Source organism: Rhodococcus sp. NPDC003348 (assembly GCF_053589375.1).
Window position 1 is genome coordinate 173,726 of sequence record NZ_JBSFRT010000004.1, and the last position, 19,123, is coordinate 192,848.

18 protein-coding genes and 1 pseudogene are annotated in these 19,123 nt (G+C 69.7%); 9 read left to right on the plus strand and 10 right to left on the minus strand.

The genetic code is table 11. The features are described from left to right. Positions 1–5 precede the first annotated feature (5 nt). The 3 genes from ACWDU4_RS04315 to ACWDU4_RS04325 form a co-directional block, all read right to left on the minus strand. Positions 6–314, minus strand: coding sequence for a PE family protein (locus tag ACWDU4_RS04315; RefSeq protein ID WP_450112617.1), 309 nt, complete (start codon positions 312–314; stop codon positions 6–8). 131 nt (positions 315–445) lie between these two features. Then, entirely contained in the window at positions 446–796 is a 351-nt protein-coding gene (locus tag ACWDU4_RS04320) for a metallopeptidase family protein (protein ID WP_450112618.1), read from the minus strand. Continuing rightward, a complete protein-coding gene (locus ACWDU4_RS04325) occupies positions 796–1,941 on the minus strand; it encodes a septum formation family protein (protein WP_450112619.1) in 1,146 nt (381 codons plus the stop codon). Before ACWDU4_RS04325 ends, ACWDU4_RS04320 begins: the two co-directional genes overlap by 1 nt. A 125-nt stretch (positions 1,942–2,066) precedes the next feature. Between ACWDU4_RS04325 and serS the strand changes: the two genes are divergently transcribed. Both serS and ACWDU4_RS04335 read left to right on the plus strand, forming a co-directional pair. Further along, on the plus strand, positions 2,067–3,326 hold the full coding sequence (gene serS / locus ACWDU4_RS04330; protein WP_450112620.1) for a serine--tRNA ligase: 1,260 nt from the start codon (positions 2,067–2,069) through the stop codon (positions 3,324–3,326). Positions 3,327–3,422: 96 nt separating this feature from the next. Next, on the plus strand, positions 3,423–3,818 hold the full coding sequence (locus tag ACWDU4_RS04335; protein ID WP_450112621.1) for an ankyrin repeat domain-containing protein: 396 nt from the start codon (positions 3,423–3,425) through the stop codon (positions 3,816–3,818). Positions 3,819–3,904: 86 nt separating this feature from the next. Here the strand turns inward: ACWDU4_RS04335 and ACWDU4_RS04340 are convergent, their stop codons facing one another. The 5 genes from ACWDU4_RS04340 to ACWDU4_RS04360 form a co-directional block, all read right to left on the minus strand. Next, complete coding sequence (locus tag ACWDU4_RS04340; RefSeq protein ID WP_450112622.1) at positions 3,905–4,129, minus strand: hypothetical protein; 225 nt, start codon at positions 4,127–4,129, stop codon at positions 3,905–3,907. Between the two features lie 4 nt (positions 4,130–4,133). After that, the gene (locus ACWDU4_RS04345; RefSeq protein ID WP_450112623.1) at positions 4,134–5,279 is read right to left on the minus strand and encodes a Rieske 2Fe-2S domain-containing protein; all 1,146 of its coding nucleotides are present in this window, start codon (positions 5,277–5,279) and stop codon (positions 4,134–4,136) included. 20 nt (positions 5,280–5,299) lie between these two features. Further along, positions 5,300–6,136, minus strand: a complete 837-nt coding sequence (locus ACWDU4_RS04350; protein WP_450112624.1) for a mycofactocin-coupled SDR family oxidoreductase — start codon at positions 6,134–6,136, stop codon at positions 5,300–5,302. A 154-nt stretch (positions 6,137–6,290) separates the two neighbouring features. Then, positions 6,291–6,731: a hypothetical protein gene (locus ACWDU4_RS04355; protein WP_450112625.1), complete on the minus strand. Its 441-nt coding sequence runs from the start codon at positions 6,729–6,731 to the stop codon at positions 6,291–6,293. A 156-nt stretch (positions 6,732–6,887) separates the two neighbouring features. Then, entirely contained in the window at positions 6,888–8,435 is a 1,548-nt protein-coding gene (locus ACWDU4_RS04360) for a Rieske 2Fe-2S domain-containing protein (protein WP_450112626.1), read from the minus strand. A gap of 153 nt (positions 8,436–8,588) precedes the next feature. Between ACWDU4_RS04360 and ACWDU4_RS04365 the strand changes: the two genes are divergently transcribed. Beyond that, the gene (locus tag ACWDU4_RS04365; RefSeq protein WP_450112627.1) at positions 8,589–9,347 is read left to right on the plus strand and encodes a lysophospholipid acyltransferase family protein; all 759 of its coding nucleotides are present in this window, start codon (positions 8,589–8,591) and stop codon (positions 9,345–9,347) included. Between the two features lie 97 nt (positions 9,348–9,444). Next, positions 9,445–10,032 carry a SanA/YdcF family protein gene (locus ACWDU4_RS04370; protein WP_450112652.1) on the plus strand — a complete coding sequence of 196 codons (588 nt, stop codon included), beginning with the start codon at positions 9,445–9,447 and terminating at the stop codon, positions 10,030–10,032. A 172-nt stretch (positions 10,033–10,204) separates the two neighbouring features. Here the strand turns inward: ACWDU4_RS04370 and ACWDU4_RS04375 are convergent, their stop codons facing one another. Further along, a complete protein-coding gene (locus ACWDU4_RS04375) occupies positions 10,205–11,131 on the minus strand; it encodes an Ig-like domain-containing protein (RefSeq protein ID WP_450112628.1) in 927 nt (308 codons plus the stop codon). Positions 11,132–11,612: 481 nt separating this feature from the next. Here ACWDU4_RS04375 and ACWDU4_RS04380 point away from each other — a divergent pair, with 481 nt between their 5' ends. Together ACWDU4_RS04380 and ACWDU4_RS04385 are read left to right on the plus strand one after the other, a co-directional pair. Further along, positions 11,613–12,455 (plus strand): HAD family hydrolase, encoded by an 843-nt coding sequence (locus tag ACWDU4_RS04380; protein ID WP_450112629.1) that lies wholly within the window; start codon positions 11,613–11,615, stop codon positions 12,453–12,455. 34 nt (positions 12,456–12,489) lie between these two features. Continuing rightward, positions 12,490–12,750 (plus strand): annotated as a pseudogene (locus ACWDU4_RS04385) (cytochrome P450); the annotation flags it as partial. Positions 12,751–12,811: 61 nt separating this feature from the next. Here ACWDU4_RS04385 and ACWDU4_RS04390 read toward each other — a convergent pair. Beyond that, positions 12,812–14,932: an N-acetylmuramoyl-L-alanine amidase gene (locus ACWDU4_RS04390; protein WP_450112630.1), complete on the minus strand. Its 2,121-nt coding sequence runs from the start codon at positions 14,930–14,932 to the stop codon at positions 12,812–12,814. Positions 14,933–15,176: 244 nt separating this feature from the next. On the opposite strand from ACWDU4_RS04390, the gene ACWDU4_RS04395 reads away from it, so the two are divergent. From ACWDU4_RS04395 to ACWDU4_RS04405, 3 genes are all read left to right on the plus strand, one after another. Continuing rightward, positions 15,177–16,703, plus strand: a complete 1,527-nt coding sequence (locus tag ACWDU4_RS04395; protein ID WP_450112631.1) for a SpoIID/LytB domain-containing protein — start codon at positions 15,177–15,179, stop codon at positions 16,701–16,703. Positions 16,704–16,773: 70 nt separating this feature from the next. Next, entirely contained in the window at positions 16,774–17,760 is a 987-nt protein-coding gene (locus ACWDU4_RS04400; protein WP_450112632.1) for an AraC family transcriptional regulator, read from the plus strand. 144 nt (positions 17,761–17,904) lie between these two features. Continuing rightward, positions 17,905–19,101: a serine hydrolase domain-containing protein gene (locus tag ACWDU4_RS04405; RefSeq protein WP_450112633.1), complete on the plus strand. Its 1,197-nt coding sequence runs from the start codon at positions 17,905–17,907 to the stop codon at positions 19,099–19,101. Positions 19,102–19,123 lie beyond the last annotated feature (22 nt).

Consider the following 19,123-nt stretch of genomic DNA (forward strand, 5'->3'; position numbering starts at 1 on the left):
TCGGATCACATGCCCGCGGCGAGCGCGGCGCCGAACGAATGGTCCAGGCCCTCGTACTCGGCGGCCTGCTTGCGCAGCGTCGCGGCCGCCGCCCACAGTTCCGCGATGCCCGTCGCCGCCGCAGGCAGGAAGCTGTCGGCGACCGAGTTGAAGTACGACGCGGCCAGCACCGACACCTCCTCCGTGCCGGCGGGCGCCATGTGCAGTGCGGGCGCGTTGGCGTCGACGGTTGCCTGGAGTCGCTGCGCGAGGGCCTCGAGTTGGGTGGCCGCGGAGATCAGGGCGTCGGGTGAGACGAACACGTGTCCGGTCATGGGCGGTCTCCTGGCTGGCTCGATCGAAATGATCCGTCAGGGGGTTGGACGCGCCCGTCGGTCGAACGGTTCCCGCAGATTCCACCCGCCGGCCACCCGCCGAGGGAGGGTGGGCGGCGGTGCGGTGGGGCTCAGCCCCAGCCGAGTTCGTGCAGCCGGTCCTCTTCGATACCGAAGTAGTGCGCGATCTCGTGGATGACGGTGATCGCCACCTCGTCGACCACGTGCTCCTCGTCGTCGCAGATGTCGAGGATCGCCTCGCGGTAGATCGTGATGGTGTCGGGCAGCGAACCGCCGTAGTGGCTGTCGCGTTCGGTCAGCGCGATGCCGTGGTAGAGCCCGAGCAGGCCCGGGTCCTCCTCGTCGCGGTCGTCGACGAGGACGACGACGTTGTCGATGGCCGCCGCCAACTCCGGCGGGATCAGGTCTAGGGCTTCGGAGACCAGTTCGTCGAACCTGGCCTCGGACATCTGCACCGCCATCAGTTCCCCAGCGGAGCGGCGCCCGGCAGCGGCGTCGGGATGGACCGGCCCTCGGGCAGCGGCGGCGGCGCGACCGGGGGCGCTCCGTTGATCAGGATGTCGCCCTTGGCCGAACCCACGATCGGCGCGAAGCCGCCGCCGTCGATCTCCTTGCCGACCGAGCAGTTCACCTTCCGGCTGCCGGCGAGCCAGCTGCTCAGGTCGAGGTTGTCCCAGAACAGGGTCAGGGTCTTGTTCCGCAGCGCGTCCGGCGATCCGAGGTACTCGTTCGCCGCCTGCGTGCACGTCTCCTCCAGGTACTTGTCCTGGTCGGCGACGGCGGGGAAACCGCCCGGGAACTTCGCGCCCAGGTCCACCACCGAGATGACCTCGAAGGCGTGCGCCTGCGAGCAGTCCACCGGGTCGGCGGGCACGTTCTGGTTGATACCGATGCAGGTGCCTGCCTCCCACACCTTCGACTGGTCCTGACCCTGGACCGCACCGGTGACCGCGAGCACGGTTCCGGTGGTGCTCGACCGCTGCAGCCCGCAGCGGATGGTCCGCTCGCCGGCCGCCCAGCCGGCTTCACCGGGGTTGATCAGGCCGACGCTGTACTTGCCGTGCGGGTCGAAGTGCGCGCCGAGGTACTCGGTGACGGCGGGGGTGCAGTGTTCGTCGCGCAGTTGCGAGAACCGGAGCACGCTCGGGAAGCGGGAGCCCGGGCCGAACTCGGCGCCGGGGAAGACGCTCAGGTCCACCTCGGAGGCCACCTCGAACAGGTGCTCCTCGGCGCAGTCGACCTTCGACAGGTCGCTGGCGTCCGCTTCCGTCCACGTCAGGCAGTCGCCGGCGGCGGCGGTGCCGAACGCCTTCCCGGCCACCGCGCCGGTCGCCATCGGTCCGCCGCTGTTCGCGTCGGGTTTCAATTCGTCGCCGCCCTTGAACCCGCCGGAGATGACGACGGTGGCGATCGCCGCGATCACCGCGCCGAGCGCGACCGCGATCAAGGCCCGGCGGGTGACCTTCGCGGACAGTTGCCTGCCGCCGGTCCAGCGCTCGGCCGCGGACCAGCCGCCAGTGGGTGCGGCGTCGTCCCGTCCCCCCTGCGGGCCGTCTGCCGGGGCCGGGGTCGGGTCGTCGTGAGCTGAGCTGTGTTCGTCGGACATCGCCCTCCATCATGCCTGCCGCGCGCGTCCCGATCGCCGACACACCGAAACGGAAATGAGGCGTTCCCGACACCCGGCCACTGGGCAGGCTCCGCGCCAAACGGCGACCAAGTAGGGTTTCGGTCGTGATTGACCTCAAGTTCCTGCGGGAAAACCCCGACGTCGTCCGCCAGTCGCAGCGCACTCGGGGAGAGGATCCCGCGCTGGTCGACGCACTGCTCGCGGCCGACGAGTCCCGCCGCGCCGCGGTGCTGGCCGGGGACAACCTGCGGGCCGAGCAGAAGGCCCTCGGGAAGAAGGTCGGGCAGGCATCGCCGGAGGAGCGGCCCGCGCTGCTGGCCGGTGCGAAGGAACTTGCGCAGCAGGTCAAGGACGCGGAGGCCGCGCAGCACGAGGCCGACGCCGCCCTGGAGGCCGCGCAGCGCGCCATCTCCAACATCGTCCAGGACGGCGCCCCCGCCGGCGGTGAGGACGACTTCATCACCCTCGACACGGTCGGCGAACTGCCGACGTTCGACTTCGAGCCGAAGGACCACCTCGAGCTCTGCGAGTCGCTCGGGCTGCTCGACATGGAACGCGGCGCGAAGGTCTCCGGCGCGCGCTTCTACTTCCTCACCGGGTTCGGTGCGCTCCTGCAGCTGGGCATGCTGCAGCTGGCCGCGCAGAAGGCCACCGCCAACGGGTTCACGATGATGATCCCGCCGGTGCTGGTGCGCCCCGAGATCATGCAGGGCACCGGCTTCCTCGGCCAGCATTCCGAGGAGGTCTACCACCTCGAACAGGACGACCTGTACCTCGTCGGCACCTCCGAGGTTCCGCTCGCCGGCTACCACTCCGGGGAGATCCTAGACCTGTCCGCCGGCCCGAAGCGGTACGCCGGCTGGTCGTCGTGCTTCCGTCGCGAGGCGGGCAGCTACGGCAAGGACACCCGCGGCATCATCCGCGTCCACCAGTTCGACAAGGTGGAGATGTTCACCTACTGCAAGCCGGAGGACGCGGACGCCGAGCACCAGCGCCTGCTCGGCTGGGAGCGGGAGATGCTCGCCGCGATCGAGGTGCCGTACCGCGTCATCGACGTCGCCGGCGGCGACCTCGGCTCCTCGGCGGCCCGCAAGTTCGACTGCGAGGCGTGGGTGCCGACCCAGCAGCGCTACCGCGAGCTGTCGTCGACGTCGAACTGCACCACCTTCCAGGCGCGCCGCCTCGGCGTCCGGTACCGCGACGAGAACGGCAAGCCGCAGATCGCCGCGACCCTCAACGGCACTCTCGCCACCACCCGCTGGATCGTCGCGATCCTCGAGAACCACCAGCAGGCCGACGGCTCCGTGACGGTGCCCGCCGCGCTGCAGCCGTTCGTCGGCACGGACGTGCTGCGCGCGCCGTAAACCCCCCACCATTTTCGACCGAATGTGGCCTTCGTTCAATCCGACTGAACGAAGGCCACATTCGGTCGTACAGGCGATTGGGTAGCGTCGGACGGTATGACCGACGAACCGATCGATCCGCGGTTGCAGGAGATCGCGCAGCGCGTGTTCGACGCCGCCCGGGCCGGTGACGCCGACACCCTCGCCGCGTACCTCGATGCCGGGGTCCCGGTGAACCTGACCACCGGCACCGGCGACACCCTCGTGATGCTCGCCGCGTACCACGGGCACGCCGCCGCGGTGCAGCTGCTGGCCGACCACGGCGCGGACGTGAACCGGCTCAACGCCCGCGGCCAGTCGCCGGTCGCCGGCGCGATCTTCAAGGGCGAGGAGGCCGTGGTGCGGGTGCTCGCCGCCGCCGGCGCCGACCCCCGGGCCGGGCATCCCACCGCCGTCGACGCCGCGACGATGTTCGGCCGCGAGGACTACCTCGCGCTGTGGGACCGCGCATAGTCGACGCCGCCCGCCGCGGTCACCCGGGAACGCCGGAGAGGCCGAACGGGTTGTCGCCCGTTCGACCTCTCGGTGGATCGGCACGCTCAGTCGAGGTCGCCGAAGAGCCCCTCGACCGCGGCCGTGCGAATCGACGTCCGCATCGCCTCGCAGCCTCGTGTCAGTGACGCGGTGTCACCGCGGGCGGCGAGGGGTGCCAGCGCGGGGCACGCCGCGACCGCGTCCTCGGTCCACTGCACACCGGTGTGTTCCCAGCTGAACTTCTCCACGAGCACGGACACCCCGCACTCGCGGCACTGCACGGATTGCATCGGCTCAGCCCTGCGCGGCCGAGCGAGCGGCGAGGTTCTCCTCGACCTCCTGCCGCCACGACTCGACCGGCCTGGTGGTGTCGAGTTCGAACTCGAAGCGGTCGGTCATGTCCGGCGTGATGTCGGCGACGTCGACGTAGAACTGCTCGTACCAGCGGCGCAGCTGGTAGACCGGGCCGTCCTGCTCACACAGCAGCGGGTTGTCGATCCGGGTTTTGTTGCGCCAGATCTCCACGTCCTGCTCGAAGCCCTTGTTGATGAACGTGCTCATGCCCTCGGCGAGCTTCTCCGCGGCATCGGGGGCGAGGTGCTCGGAGTACTTCACGATCACGCCGTAGGTGAGCACGAAGGTGTTCGCGTCGATCGGGTAGTGGCAGTTGAGCAGGATCGCCTCGGAGTCGAATCCCTCGTAGTGGTACGTCAACTCGTCGATCATGAAGGCCGGACCGTAGTAGGCGGCGGACGACGAGTTGCCGAGCACGCGCGGCTCACCGGGCTTCGCCGGAGGGCGGATGTCGTCGCGGGCGACGCCGTTCATGTACTGCGCGGCGACATGGCCTTCGAACACGTTGCGGAAGAACGTCGGGAACGAGCCGTGCACGTAGAAGAAGTGCGCCATGTCGACGTTGTTGTCGATGAGCTCGCGGACGTTCGTGTGGACGATCGTCTGCTTGAAGCCCTTCCAGTCGGTCCAGTCGTCGGCCAGGGCACCCGGGATGCGCGGCGGCCGCACCTCTTCCGGTGGCGGGTTGCCCTCGGGGTCGTTGTAGACGAACAGCAGGCCGTCCTGGTCGAGGACGTGCCAGGCGCGGGTGCGGGCCAGCGGTGGCACCCGGCGGGCGTAGGGGATGCCGGTGCACTTGCCGTTGCCGCCCCAACGCCAGTCGTGGAACGGGCAGGCGACCGAGTCGCCCTTGACCTCACCCTGGCTCAGGTCGCCGCCCATGTGCCTGCAGTACGCGTCGAGGACCTTGATCGCGCCGGTGCTGTCGGCGAACACCACCAGCTTGGTGCCGAAGGCGTTGAGCGAGTGCGGCTTCCCGTCGTTGAAGTCCCGGGACAGGCCGACGCAGTGCCAGCCGCGGGCAAACCGCTGCGGCACCGCACCGCCCTCGATCTCGCGGATCTCGTCGTTCGTTGCAGTGGTCATCGGCTGATCTCCTCTCGTGGTCAGGCGGTGACGCGGGCGGCGTTGCCGGCGTCGACGGGCAGGACGGTGCCGCTGACATGCGCGGCCGCCTCGGCGGTGAAAAACAGCACCGCCCGGGTGATCTCGGCGGGATCGAGCCACGCGACCGGCTGGACGTGCAGGCCGCGCAGGATGTCCTCGACGTCGTCGGGGCCCGGGTTGTCGAGATCGGGCCGTAGGTGCCGGTACAGGGCGTCGTTGTGCAGCATCCCGGTGGCGATGTTGCCGGGGGCGATCGCGTTCACCGTGATCCCGTGCGCGGCCAGGTCGAGTGCGGCGCTCTTGGTCAATCCGATCACACCCCACTTGGATGCGCAGTAGGCGGCCTGGTTGGTGTTCCCGGTGCGGCCGAGCATCGAGGAGATCGTCACGATCCGGCCGTAGCCACGTTCGATCATGCCCGGGGAGACGGCGGCGAGGGTGTTGAACACGCCGGTCAGGTTGGTGCCGACCACCTCGTCCCACATCGCGGTGCTGGTGGACTGCACCGGGGCCGCCGCCGACACCCCCGCGTTCGCGACGGCGATGTCGATCCCGCCGAACTCGGCCGTCGCCCGGGCGACCACCTCGTCCAGGGCGGACCGGTCCGCGACGTCGGCCCGGGTTGCCAGGCAACGGCCTCCGGCGGCCTCGACGAGGCGCACCGTCTCGGCCAGGTCCTCCTTCGTCGCCATCGGATGACCGATCACCTCGCGGTCCTCGCACCGGTCGACCAGCACCACGTTCGCGCCGCGCTCCGCGAATGCGAGCGCGTGGGAGCGGCCCTGACCTCGGGCGCCGCCGGTGATCAGTGCGACCCTGCCGGTGAAATCGTCCATTTGTCGCGTGACCCTCTCGTCGTTGTTGCGACCAAGTGAGCCAAAAGACTTGTGTGACCGTGCGTACTCGTCCCGTTGGGTGAGACCGTGGTCACACATTGCTCCGGGCGCTCGATCGCGGCGTGGACGCGTGCGGCGGGTCGTCGGTGGGTTTTCAGCTCCCGGGAAGCTCGACGCCTCGCCGCTGCGCCAGTTCGCGGAGCTTCTCGGCGTCGTTGATGCCGACCGCGACGTAGGCGCGCAACCCCTCGGGATCGCGACGCAGCAGGTACTCGTAGTCGCTGTCGGTGAGCTCGGCCCCCGCGTCGTCGAGGAAATGCCAGCGCACCCGGATTCGGACCAGCGCGTCGGTCAACGGCGCGTACTCGAGCAGCGTGTGCGTGACCCCGCCCAGTCCGAGGGCCCGGTACACCGGATGGCCCTGAGACAGCCCGAGCATCATCTCCTCGCGGGTGGTCAGCGCGCCCACGAACGCGTCGGTGACCAGCGTTCCGGGCAGGCCCCACAGTTGCGTGGTCGCGACCGCGTCGAAGGTGGCCAGTGCCCGGCCGTAGCTGGTGAGGAATTCCTCGACGGACTCCCGACTCGGTGCCATCACCCCACCCTAGGGGTGGTCAGCCGTGCTCGCCGCGAACCGACTGCCACACCCGTTCGATCTACGAGGTCACCGCCCCCGCGTGATGTTCCGTAATGTCACATTGGGGATCGTCAAGTGAGCCAATGTCACATTACGGAACCTTCGGGGGTGGGGTCAGAGCTTGGTCGAGCGGAGCTCGTGGCCCTTCGAGGTCTTGCAGCGGCCGGTCTCGAGGTCCCACTGCCAGCCGTGCAGGTTGCAGGTCAGGTTGGTGCCGTCGACGACACCGAACTTGGACAGGTCCGCCTTCAGGTGCGGGCAGCGGCGCTGGATCTCGTAGCCGCCCACCTCGATCGACGCCGAGTCGTCGTGCGCCTCGGCGAACCAACCGTCCGCGTACGCGATCCGCTCGTCGGTCAGGCACTTGAAGAACGTGTAGAGGAACTCGTTGTAGCCGCCGACCCGCCACGCCTGGAAGCGGGTGGACAGGAAGATGGTGTTCACCCAGTCCGGCTCGTCGTCACGCAGGACGGTGCGCACCAGCTCGGGTGCGATGCGGAAGCCGTAGCGGTACTTGCCGTCGTCCTCCTTCGGCTCGCGCACCACCCGGTTGGGGAAGTCCAGTACGACCGTCTCGTCGCCCATCTCCAGGCCGACGGGGTAGCCGATGCCGTCGCAGATCAGCGTCGACTGCGCCATGATCGGCTCGAACTTCGCCTGCAGCGGCCCGAGCAGCGGCTCGCCCTCGGCGGGTGCCCATGCGGCCTTCTCCGCGGCGATGACCGGGGCCATCCGCTGCGCCATGTCCTCGATGTACGCGGCCTTGTCGGAGAAGATCTTGTCGACCTCGGCGTCCGGAATCGGGTGCGTGAGCGCCGCCTGCGAGCCGTGGATGTCGACGACCGAACCGGGGATCATCAGCAGTCCGCCGTCGTTGCCGTGGATGCGCATCTGCTCCAGGAAGACGATCTGGTCGGGGAAGATGTTGCCCGGATCGTCGTGGTCGTCGTTCAGATCGCGCAGCGCCTCGTCCAGGAACACCGGCGGGCCGGCGGACGGCACCACCCAGGTTGCCCCGACCTGGTCGATGTAGCTGCGGCAGCGGTCCATGCCACGCTGACGCTTCTGCTTGCCGAAGTTGCGCTTGGTGCCTGCCGGGATGTCGTAGACCATCGGGTACCAGATCGCCCCCGAGTACTGCAGCAGGTGGATGTCGACCTTGCCGAACTGCTCGCCGAGCACGTCCATGTCCACCGGGCGGGCGTCGTTCATGTTGAAGCAGGTGGTCTCGCCGTCGGAGACGACCAGACCGGAGTCGCCGATCGGGCCGTCCGCGGGCGCCCTCAGCGCGATGATCATGACGTCCAGGTCGCCCTTGGGGCCGCTCACCGTGTGCTTGACCGAGTCCTGGGTCTCGAAGAACTTGGTGAAGCCCAGCTTCTCCAGCTCGCGGCGCAGGTCCGGGACCGGGTAGTCCGGCAGCAGCACCGTCGCGTCCTTGTTGACGTGGTCGACGAGGGTCTGCGGGTCGAAATGGTCCTTGTGCAGGTGCGAGACGTACAGGTAGTCGACGTCACCGAGGGCGTCCCAGTCCAGGCCGGTGTTGTCGGGGAACGGGAACCACGACGCGAAGTAGGCCGGGTTGACCCACGGGTCGCAGAGGATGGACCCCGCTTCGGTCTGGATGTGGAATCCGGCGTGTCCGACGCTCGTGACCTGCACTTCGACTGCCTCCTACGGTGGTGCGACGCCTACCAGGGTAGGTGGTGCGGCAAACCGAACCCTGCACACGCGGGTCCGCCGCCCGGATTGGGGCGCACGTCACCCCTCCCACTCCGGAGGACCTGTGGGCGGGCACACACTAGGCTGGCGGCCGTGGAACCCTTCTACAGAACGATCATCGGTGTCGCCCGCACGCTGTTCTTCGCGGAGGGGCTGAGGTTCACCATCAGTGGTGCCGAGCACATTCCCGCCTCGGGTGGCGCGGTGATCGCGATCAACCACACCGGCTACATGGACTTCACCTATGCGGGTATTCCGGTGCGCGAGGTGAAGCGATACGTGCGCTTCATGGCGAAGAAGGAGGTCTTCGACAACAAGATCTCCGGGCCGATGATGCGCACGATGCGGCACATCCCGGTGGACCGGTCGGCGGGTGCCGATTCGTACCGGGCCGCGGTCGACGCGCTGCGCGCCGGCGAACTGATCGGGGTGTTCCCGGAGGCCACGATCAGCCGCAGCTTCGAGATCAAGGACTTCAAGTCCGGTGCCGCCCGGATGGCGATCGAGGCCGGCGTTCCGATCATCCCGTTGGTGATCTGGGGGTCGCAGCGGGTGTGGACGAAGGGGCATCCGAAGCGACTCGGCCGCACGAACACGCCGATCTCGATGGCCGTCGGTGAGCCGATCGCCCCGTTCGAGCCGGCCGACGAGTTGACGGCGAAGGTGCACGCGACGATGGAGTCGATGCTGCACGCGCTGCAGGAGAGCTACGAGCACCCCGCCGGGGAGTACTGGGTTCCTGCCCGTCTGGGGGGCGGTGCGCCGACCCTCGAGGAGGCCAACCGGATGGACGCCGAGGAGGCCGCGGCGAAGGCCGCCCGGCGGGCCTCGTCGGGCGGTGACGGGGCCTGAGGTGCGGGGCGATCGGCCGCGGCGGACGCTTCGCCGACGGCTGGCCCTCGCGGGCGCGGGTGTCGTCGCGGTGGGTGCGGTGGCGGCCGTCGGCTCGATGGCGGTGATCGCGTCCGCGGCGTCGGGACACGTCCACGACCTCGCCGACGCCCCGGAGGCGCCGGTGGTGATCGTCCTCGGCGCGAAGGTGCAGGACGGCAGGCCGATGTCGTTCCTCGCCGGCCGCCTCGACGTCGCGGCCGCGTTGCTGCGCGACGGGAAGGCGCGGGCGGTGCTGGTGTCCGGGGACGCGAACGGCACCTCCGGGAACGAGATCGCCGCGATGACAGGGTATCTCGTGGAACGCGGGGTCGACCCCGCGCTGATCGTCGGCGACGATCACGGCCTCGACACGTACGACACCTGCGCACGGGCCGCCCAGACCTTCGGGGTTCGACGGGCGTTGATCGTCAGCCAGGACCCGCACGTGACCCGGGCGGTCGCGTTGTGCCGCCACGCGGGTATCGACGCCGACGGGGTCCGCGGCGACTGCGACTGCCGCACGATCACCGTCGCCCGCAACACCGCCCGCGAGTGGCTGGCCCGGCCGAAGGCCGTCGCCGACATGCTCTCGGATCGGCCGCCGAAGGTCACGACGCCACCGACGGACGCCCTGGATCGGGCGCTGGCGGTGGCGGCCGGATAGCTCTCTCCCGCAAGGGAAACCGGCGCGGGTTCGCAGGTCCGGCCTGCCCGACCGGTGGCCCGGCCCGCGTCCTGTGAGCCGGTTGAGATACTCGCCCGACCTCGATCCACGCAGCAGCCGACCGAACAGGCCGGTCCGTCACGCGGACCGGCCTGTTCCATCGGAGACGAGGTCAGGAGCCGAAGATCTCTGTCACGGAGCCGAAGTCGACGGAGCCGGTGCCCGTTCCGGGGTCGGTGCCCGGATCCGGGTCGGGGCCGGGATCGACGGTGCCCGCTCCGACGGTGATCGTCGCGAGGCCCTGGCCGCCCTTGTTGACCGGGACGTCGTTTGCAGGCCGGGTGCCGTCCTTGGGGGTGCAGAAGGTCGGGGCGTTCTGGGTGCTGCCGAGCGCGTTGGCGCGGGCCAGGAAGGTGTCGTAGTTCTTGTCGCTGTTGTAGTTCGCCGAGTCCCCGGAGACCCGGACCGTCGGGGCGATGACGCCCTCGGCGAGCGCCGTGACGGTCACCTCGACTGCGGGGAGCTGGAACTTGGTGGAACCGTCGGCGGTGGGATTGCCGTCGAGATCGGTCTTGGTCTTCTCGACCGCGATGCCACCGGGCGTGTTCGTGCTGGACTTCGGTCCGTTGGCGACCGTCTCGTTGTCCCCGGAGAGCCGGAGGATGGTGCCCGCTGCGTCCGGCTCACCTGCGTCGTTGACCCGGATCACGGTGGGGGCGACACCGGAGATGCCCTTCCCGGTTCCGGGAACGACTGTTGCGGAGACGAATTCGGCATTCGACGGGAGGTCCCAGTCGATCTTCAGCCGCTGGATGTCGATGGTGGTGGCGATCGACTCCTTGTCCGGCAGTGAGCTCACGGTCGGCTGCAGCGTGTAGCTGAAGGTCTCGCCGACCTTCGCCGAATCCGGTGCGGTGATGCCCATGCCCAGCGGTTGCGACATGTGCTGGGTGAGGATCGCGCGCGCCTGGCAGGCGCCGGCGAATTCGACGGTGTTGGTCGCCGCAGAGGCGGGGGAGGCGCAGAGCAGTGCGCTGGCGGCGACGGCTGCGGCAACACCGGCGGGGACGGCGGCGCGGCGCAGGGGGGTGAACTGCATTGGACTCCTCAAGGTCGGGTCGTTGCTTGCCCAAGGAAACGTGTTTGCGATGTGGACCATAAACGAGAACGTGTTCTGTGGTCAGGGAATCGGCCCAAATCGGATAAACCGCAGGCGGGCAGCTAAAAGTCAGCAAAAGTTAGTCTAAGCAATCACACGTGTTGCAGATTCAGATTTGGCCTGGTGCGGCACGAACTCGGCCCGGATTCTCACGTCCGTGAACTGCATTGCGGCGCCGTCTCCGCCTCGGCATGGGCGGCCGGTTCCCGCGGGCGCCGCGCTCACGCAGAGTGGCCCCGAGGCGGCGTTCGGCGCGGCCGGCGTCGGTGTGTCCGATGTCGCCTCCTCGGGTCGCGGCTCGACCGGCGAGCCCTCGTACCGTGAAAATGGCTAAGCCGCAACCACAGTGGAGTCACCGACCGCCGGGTGGAGTCGGCCGTCCCCGGCGCGTCTGCGGCACGCCGGTGCCCCGTGCGGCAAGATGGGTGCAGTGCAGGATCACCGCCACACCAAGCCCGAACTGATCGCCAGCGACGTCGACGGCACCCTGATCGACGACGACGAGCGGATCAGCGACCGCACCCGCGCCGCCGTGCACGCCGCCGTCGCCGACGGGGTGCCGTTCGTGCTGGCCACCGGCCGCCCGCCCCGCTGGATCGGCCCGGTCGTCGACGGCCTCGGCTACGCCCCGCTCGCGGTCTGCGCCAACGGGGCGGTCATCTACGACAGCGACACCGACCGGGTGCTGAGCGCGCAGACCCTCTCCACCGACACCCTGACCTGGGTCGCCGAGCTGGCCGAGGCGGCGTTGCCCGGCGCGGGGGTCGCGGCCGAGCGCGTCGGGGCCAGTGCCCACGACGCGGCCACCCCGCAGTTCGTCAGTTCGCCCGGGTACGAGCACGCCTGGCTGAACCCGGACAACACCGAGATGTCCGCGGAGGACGTGCTGGCGCACCCGGCGGTCAAGTTGCTGATCCGGTTGCCGGGCATCGCCAGCGCCCACATGATCTCCCGGCTCGCACCGCTCGTCGGCGACCGCGTCGACCTGACCTACTCGACGAACAACGGGCTGATCGAGGTCGCCGCACCGGGTGTGACGAAGGCATCCGGGCTGGCGGTGCTCGCCGAGCACCTGGGCATCACGGATTCGGCGATCCTCGCCTTCGGTGACATGCCGAACGACGTGCCGATGCTGAGCATGGCCCGGCACGGCGTCGCCGTCGCGAACGCCCACGACGACGCGATCGCCGCCGCCGACGAGGTGACCGCGTCGAACTCCAACCACGGCGTCGCCCGGGTGCTCGAGCGCTGGTGGGTGGGCTGACCGGGGACGGCTTCCGGCCGTCGGTTGATCGGGGGGCGGGGACCCCGAGTCCTTCGATCCGGACCGGTTTCTGCCCGAGCGGCCGCGGACCCGCCCGGCAGGCATCTACAAGCCGTTCGGCACCGGCGCGCGGGCATGCATCGGACGCCAGCTGGCCCTGCACGAATCGGTGCTCGCACTGGCGTTGATCCTGCACCGCTACGACCTCGAGCCGGTGCCCGGCTACGAACTCGAGGTGGCCGAGGAGTTCACCCTCAAGCCCGCCGCGCTGCGGCTCGGGCTGCACCGGCGGTGAAACGGATGAAGGTGCCCCTCGTGCGGTCGAGGGGCACCTTCATTCCGGTACTGGGCCTGCGTCAGCCTGCCGGTGCGGGCGCCGGGACCAGCGCTTCGGCCGGTGCGGGTGCCGGGACCGGTGCCTCCGCGACCGGCGCGGCGACATCGGCGGGCGCATTCTCCGTCAGAGCCTGCGCGTACGTCTCGTTGTACGCCTTGAGCACTGTCGTCACGACCCCGGTGACCTCGTTGAAGATCAGCGAGCCCTGCTCGAAGTCGGCGCGCTTGCCGTCCGGCACCGAGTACTCGTCGCTGATCGGCAGGCCGAGCGATCCGGCGTCCAGCCCGCTCTGCTGCCAGGTCTCGTAGATCTTGCCGAGCACGGTCCACACGCCACCGTTCGGTGACGTCGAGATCACGCCGTTCGCGAACTTGACCAGCAGGTTCCCCGCCTTCGCGGGCAATTCGCCGGTCAGGGCCGCACCGAGCCTGCCGGTGTCGCCGCCCTCGGCGATCCACTTCTGCGCGATCGGGGACTGGTCGGTGAGCTTGAGGATCTCGGTGACCAGCGCCCCCACCGAGCCGGTGTCGAGCAGCCCGCCGCCGGTGCCGGTCTCGTTCGTGGTGGCGGGAACGGGTGCCGTGGCCGCCGCGTCGGTCGCCGGCTTGGCCGGTGCCGCCGCGAGGATGCCGGAGCCGGCGGAGCCGCCGTCCGGGTTGGCCTTCGCGATGGCGCGGATCTGGTCCATCTTCGAGTAGGCCGCGTCGCCCGGGCAGCTGGTGTTGCCGACGTCGCGGTGCGCGAAGATCACCGGCAGGTCGATCGCCTGACCCTGCGGGACCGGCGTGAACTCGGTGCCCTCGGACCACATCGTGGTGTGACCCTGCGGGTCGAGGCCTGCCTTCGCCAGCCGCCAGCCGAGGAACCGGCCGACGGAGTCGATCGTGGCCTGTGGCGGGGCGGTGGTCGAGAAGTCGCCCATCATCGCGATGCCGAAGGTGTTCTCGTTGAACCCGCCGGCGTGCGCGCCCTGCACGTTGCGGTCCAGGCCGCCGGCCCGGCCCTCGAAGATCTGTCCGTACCTGTCGACCAGCACGTTGTAGCCGACGTCGCACCAGCCCAGCGTCTGCGCGTGGTACGCGTAGATCGACCGGACGATCTCCGCGGACTCGGCGCGGGTGTAGTCGTTGCTGCCCGCGGTGTGGTGCACGGTTGCGCCGCCGAGCATGTCGTCGTAGGTCGGTTCCTCGCAGCGCAGCGACTCGTCGGCGCCCCACTGGGCGCGGGTGATCACGCTCGGCCCGTTACCTCCGAGCGGGGTCGCGATGTCGGACAGCGAGGCGTCGACGTTCCCGGAACCGGGCGCGATCAGTACCGCGGTGACGGCGTCGGCGAGCTGCTGGGCCGGGTCCTGGCCACGCAGGGGTGTGCTGACGGCGGCGGGCGCGAACGCGACCGGATCCTTCGTCGGGTCCGTGGGGGTCAGCACGTTGGGCAGCGTCTGGTCGGCGGAGCCGGTCGGCAGCGCGGCGACGGCCTGGGCGGCCTTCGTCACCAGCACCTGCACGGCGGTGGTGTTGCCGACGTACACGGGCTCGGTGCCGGTCTTGCCCGCCGGCGCCTGGTCGGTCTTGCCGGTGTCGAGCTGCTCGGTCGCGAACCACGGCCCCCACGAGCCGTCGGCCAGCTTCGCGCGCACCTTCGCCGCCGTCGTTCCCAGCTCGGACGTCAACGCGATCATGCTGAACGGGGTGTCGCGGACGATCTCCTTGACCGCGGTCCCGAGATCCTGCTCGGGGACGGCCGCCGGCGGTGCCGGGGTGACCGGCTCGGCGACGTCCGCGGGCGCCGACGGCAGCAGCTCGGTCGGAATCTTGATGGTCTCCGGGAGGGTGATCCCCTCGGGCAGGGGCAGGCCCTGCGGGATGGCGATCTCGGTCGGCAGCGGCAGCTTCTTCAGATCCGACAGGCGCAGATCGGGCAGGTCGAGCCCGGTCAGTTCCTTGATCGGGATGACGACGTCGGGGATCTGGGCGAGGCCGATCTCGGCGATCTGGGTTGGGATCGCGACCGGAGAGGAGTCGGCGGTCGAACGGATCCCGGAAGTGCTGGTCACGCCCCAAACCGCGAACGGGGCTGCGATGGCCACGGCGGCGACCGTCCCCAGGACGATCGACGACTTCGGTCGACGGTGCGGCAAAACGGCTCCCTCGGTTGCTACTGGCGTGTGCGGTCTGCGCCGGCCGTCAAGACGTTACGTCCGACTGTCTGATGTTGCTGGTGTTACCAATGTGACAGATGTTGCCAATGCCGAGCACTCTTGCAACACTAGCCACAGATTACCTAAGCCTCAACTTTAGATTGAGACTTTGCTCGAGCCCGGCCGACGACCACTTCACGGTTCCGCGACCGGGTGATGACGCCGCCGACGAGGAGAGCAGAAGATGGCGAAGCTCCGTCGCACAGTGACCCTGCGAGGACGAAACCGAGGGGGCAGCATGTCCCCGTTGCGGCGGGCACTCGCCCTCGGGGCCGTACCGGCGCTCGTCGCGGCCGGCGCGATCGGCGTCGTCACGGTCGGCTCCGGCGACCCCGAGGTGACCCCGGCGGTCGCGGCCGACACCCCGTTCACCCTGTCCGGCCACGGCCACGGCCACGGGCGCGGGATGGGGCAGTGGGGCGCCTACGGCTACGCCAGGAACGAGGGCTGGTCCGCCGAACGTATCGTCGGCCACTACTACGGCGGCACCGAACTCGGCGACGTCACGGACACGCGGATCGGTGTCCGGCTGGTCGGTCTCGACGGCCGGGTGCTCAGCGCGTTCTCCGACGCAGGCGCGCGGGTGGCCGGACAGAACGTGGAGCCCGGCCAGGCGGTGCACCTGACCGCGACCCCGGGCGGCGGCGCAGCGGTCGTCGTCACCCAAGGCTGCGACGGCGCCGTGGTGTGGCAGGCGGCCACCGACCACCCGTGGGTCGATCCGATCGACCTCGGCACCGACCGTCCCCCGAACGAGCATCTGAAACTGTGTGGCGGAGAAGCCTTCCGCGGATCGCTCGGCGTCGCGCTCGACGGTGCCGAGGGTCGGGTCCTCAACCACGTGGACCTCGAGGACTATCTGCTCGGCGTCGTGCCCGTCGAGTCGAAGGCCGAGTGGGCCGACACCGGCGGCAAGGAGGCACTGCGCGCGCAGGCGATTGCCGCCCGGTCCTACGCCGCCGCCGAACACCGGTACCCCTACGCGGAGACCTGCGACACCCAGGACTGCCAGGTGTACGGCGGGTCGAGCAAGGAGGACCCCCGCACCACCGAGGCCGTCCGGACCACCGCGGGCAAGGTCGTCACGAAGAACGGCCAGCCGGTGTCGGCCGAATTCTCCTCCTCCACAGGTGGATACACCGCCGGTGGTGAGTTCGCCTCGGTCGAGGACATCGGCGACGCCCTCTCGCCCACCCACGACTGGACGCAGACCCTGACCGCCGGTGAGATCGGCAAGGCGTTCGGTGTCGGCGACCTGCACTCGATCGCAGTGGTCGGCCGCAACAACCTCGGCGCCGACGGCGGCCGGGTCACCGAACTGGAGGTCGTCGGGTCGGGTGGCACCGCTCGGGTGTCCGGCAAGGACGCGCGGACCAGGCTCGGCATCAAGTCCGACTGGTTCACCGTCACGGAGGGACTGGTCCCCGGTGCCGGACCGAGCCCCGCCCCCGGCCCGGAGTTGCAGGCCGAGCCCGCGCCGCAGGACGCGCCGGTCGCACCCACCGAGATCGAGAAGAAGTACGCCGAAATCGGCGGTGCGGCAGGACCTCTGGGCAAGCCGATCGGACCTGAAATGTCCATGCCGGATGAGAGCGGACGCTTCCGGATGTTCGAGGGCGGCGCCATCGTGTGGACCCAGACCCTCGGCGCGCAGGTCATCGACGCCAGTGTGGTGCTCTCGGAACTGCCCGGCACCGGTAGCGCCGGCTGACACGCGTGCCGGCGAGAGCCAGTACGGCCGAGGGTTTCCCTGCGCGGTCGGTCCCGCTAGCCTCGGGGGCATGCTGTCGGGACTCGACCCCCGCACCGCGGCGGAACGTGCCGTGGCGCCCATCGGCGACTGGGACGAGATCCGCCATTTCACCGACGCCGCGTACATGCCCTTCACGGTCCGGCCGACCGGGCGGGCGACGCCCGCTTCGCTGATGTACTCGGCGCAGGTGGGGGACATCACCCTCACTCACTTCAGCTACGGCGTCCCCGTGGATCTCGGGAACTTCGCGCCCGAGGCTGGGCGCATCCTCGTCCTGACCACGTTGCGTGGAGGCACACGGCACTGGGTGGACCGACGCAACTCGGTGGAAATCGGTGCGGGACAGTCGTTCGTCGCGGACTGCAGTCGCACCCGGTACCGGCTCGAGGCCGACGACGACCACCTGCAACTGAACCTCACCATTCCGCACGATCTGGTCGCCGACTTCGTGGTCCGCTGGTCGGGCCGGCCGGCCGACGATCGGTTGTGGACCCACAAGTGCGAGATCGGCGGCCCGACAAGTCCGTGGCCCTCGCTCATGCGGTACATGGTGGCGACACTCGCGTCCGCGCCGAGTCCGGTGCCGACCGGCCCGTTGGCGAAGAACCTGCAGGAACTGATCGTGACCCAACTCGTCACCGACTGGACCCGCGGCGCAGGAGTCTCACTCGCCGCGGATTCCGCGCGGTGCGGCCCCGGCTACGTGCGGCGTGCCGCGGCGTACATCGACGCGAACGCGCAATCGCTTCCGACGGTGGCCGACGTCGCGCGCGCGGCGGGCGTCGGCGTGCGCACTCTGTCCGGCGGATTTCGCGAGTATCTCGGCACCACACCGCGGGAGATGCTCCGAGACCGCCGCCTCGACGGGGTGCGCCGGGCACTGCTCGCCGATCCGCCGGCGACAGTGGTGTCGGCGGCCGGCGCGTGGGGCTACGTGAACATGGGCGTGTTCGCAGCCGCCTATCGGCACCGGTTCGGCGAGAACCCGTCGGACACCCTGCGCCGAGCGCACTGAGCCGGGGTGCGCCGGGCGGAGAGGATTCCGCCGCTCGCAGACGGGCGCTGCCGATCGCAGACGTGACCGCGGGCACAGCGGTTCTAGCGTGAGCCGGACATCACGGTCACGTCCGGACAAGGACGTTCCGACGAAGGGACAGACATGCTCACGTGCGATTCGCTCGACGCCGCCCTGCCGCCCCTCCTGGACGCGGTCACCAGTGGCGACATCACCGGCCGTGTACCGGGAGTCGTTGCCGCGGTCACCGATCGGGAGTCGACGCGGTTCACCTCCGCGGCCGGAGTGCAGTCATTATCCACCGGTACCCCGATGACGGCGGACACGGTGCTCGCGATGTTCTCGACCACGAAGGCGGTGGCGGGCACCAGTGTGCTCCAGTGCGTCGAGGAGGGGCTCGTCGATCTCGACGCCCCCGCGTCCACGTACGTGCCTGAGCTCGGCGCGGTCGAGGTGATCGACGGCTTCGACCACGAGGGACAGCCCGTCCTGAGGGCGCCGAAGCGCCCGATCACCACCCGAATGCTGTTGCTGCACACCGCCGGATTCGGCTACTCGTTCTTCGATGAGACCTATCACCGGCTGGCCGCCGAACACGGCCTGGTCAGTCCGATCGCCGCGACTCGGGCCGCGCTGCAGACCCCGCTGCTGTTCGATCCGGGCGACGGCTGGAGCTACGGAACCAACATCGACTGGGCGGGCAGGGTGGTCGAGGCGGTACGCGGCAAGCGGCTCGGTGAGGTGATGGCCGAGCGGATCTTCGCCCCACTCGGAATGCACGACACCGCATTCACCATGACCGCGGCGATGACCGGACGGCGTGCCTCGATCCACCAGCGAGGCTCGGACGGCGCACTCGAGCCGCTCGACGACATGGTGCTCCCACAGGATCCGGAGCAGCACATGGGCGGGCACGGCCTGTACTCGACGGTGGGCGACTACGCGAAGTTCCTGCGCATGTGGCTCAACGACGGCGACGGGCCCGGCGGCCGGGTGCTCCGGCCGGAGACGGTGCAGGCAGCGGTCCTGGACGGTCTGGGCGGCCGGAAGATCACCGCGTTCCGCGCGGTCGAGCCGGAGTACACCAATCCCGCGGAATTCTTTCCGGGGCAGTCGAAGTCGTGGTCCTACACATTCATGGTCAACGACGAGCAGGCGCCCACCGGGCGTCCCGCGGGCGCACTCGGTTGGGCCGGGCTGGCCAATCTGTACTACTGGATCGATCGGACGAACGGTGTGGCCGGGATCTGGGGGACACAGATCCTGCCGTTCGCCGACGCGGTGTCCTTCGGCGGGTACCTCGACTTCGAGACGGCGGTCTACCGCACGCTGGTCGGGTGAACGTTCCGCCTGAGACGGTCTA

What these genes read in the sequence shown, in the direction of transcription:
- ACWDU4_RS04315 (WP_450112617.1), bottom strand. Translation starts at nt 314, where the DNA reads ATGACCGGACACGTGTTCGTCTCACCCGACGCCCTGATCTCCGCGGCC.
- ACWDU4_RS04320 (WP_450112618.1), bottom strand. Translation starts at nt 796, where the DNA reads ATGGCGGTGCAGATGTCCGAGGCCAGGTTCGACGAACTGGTCTCCGAA.
- ACWDU4_RS04325 (WP_450112619.1), bottom strand. Translation starts at nt 1,941, where the DNA reads ATGTCCGACGAACACAGCTCAGCTCACGACGACCCGACCCCGGCCCCG.
- ACWDU4_RS04335 (WP_450112621.1), top strand. Translation starts at nt 3,423, where the DNA reads ATGACCGACGAACCGATCGATCCGCGGTTGCAGGAGATCGCGCAGCGC.
- ACWDU4_RS04340 (WP_450112622.1), bottom strand. Translation starts at nt 4,129, where the DNA reads ATGCAATCCGTGCAGTGCCGCGAGTGCGGGGTGTCCGTGCTCGTGGAG.
- ACWDU4_RS04345 (WP_450112623.1), bottom strand. Translation starts at nt 5,279, where the DNA reads ATGACCACTGCAACGAACGACGAGATCCGCGAGATCGAGGGCGGTGCG.
- ACWDU4_RS04350 (WP_450112624.1), bottom strand. Translation starts at nt 6,136, where the DNA reads ATGGACGATTTCACCGGCAGGGTCGCACTGATCACCGGCGGCGCCCGA.
- ACWDU4_RS04355 (WP_450112625.1), bottom strand. Translation starts at nt 6,731, where the DNA reads ATGGCACCGAGTCGGGAGTCCGTCGAGGAATTCCTCACCAGCTACGGC.
- ACWDU4_RS04370 (WP_450112652.1), top strand. Translation starts at nt 9,445, where the DNA reads ATGGCGGTGATCGCGTCCGCGGCGTCGGGACACGTCCACGACCTCGCC.
- ACWDU4_RS04375 (WP_450112628.1), bottom strand. Translation starts at nt 11,131, where the DNA reads ATGCAGTTCACCCCCCTGCGCCGCGCCGCCGTCCCCGCCGGTGTTGCC.
- ACWDU4_RS04380 (WP_450112629.1), top strand. Translation starts at nt 11,613, where the DNA reads ATGGGTGCAGTGCAGGATCACCGCCACACCAAGCCCGAACTGATCGCC.
- ACWDU4_RS04395 (WP_450112631.1), top strand. Translation starts at nt 15,177, where the DNA reads ATGGCGAAGCTCCGTCGCACAGTGACCCTGCGAGGACGAAACCGAGGG.
- ACWDU4_RS04400 (WP_450112632.1), top strand. Translation starts at nt 16,774, where the DNA reads ATGCTGTCGGGACTCGACCCCCGCACCGCGGCGGAACGTGCCGTGGCG.
- ACWDU4_RS04405 (WP_450112633.1), top strand. Translation starts at nt 17,905, where the DNA reads ATGCTCACGTGCGATTCGCTCGACGCCGCCCTGCCGCCCCTCCTGGAC.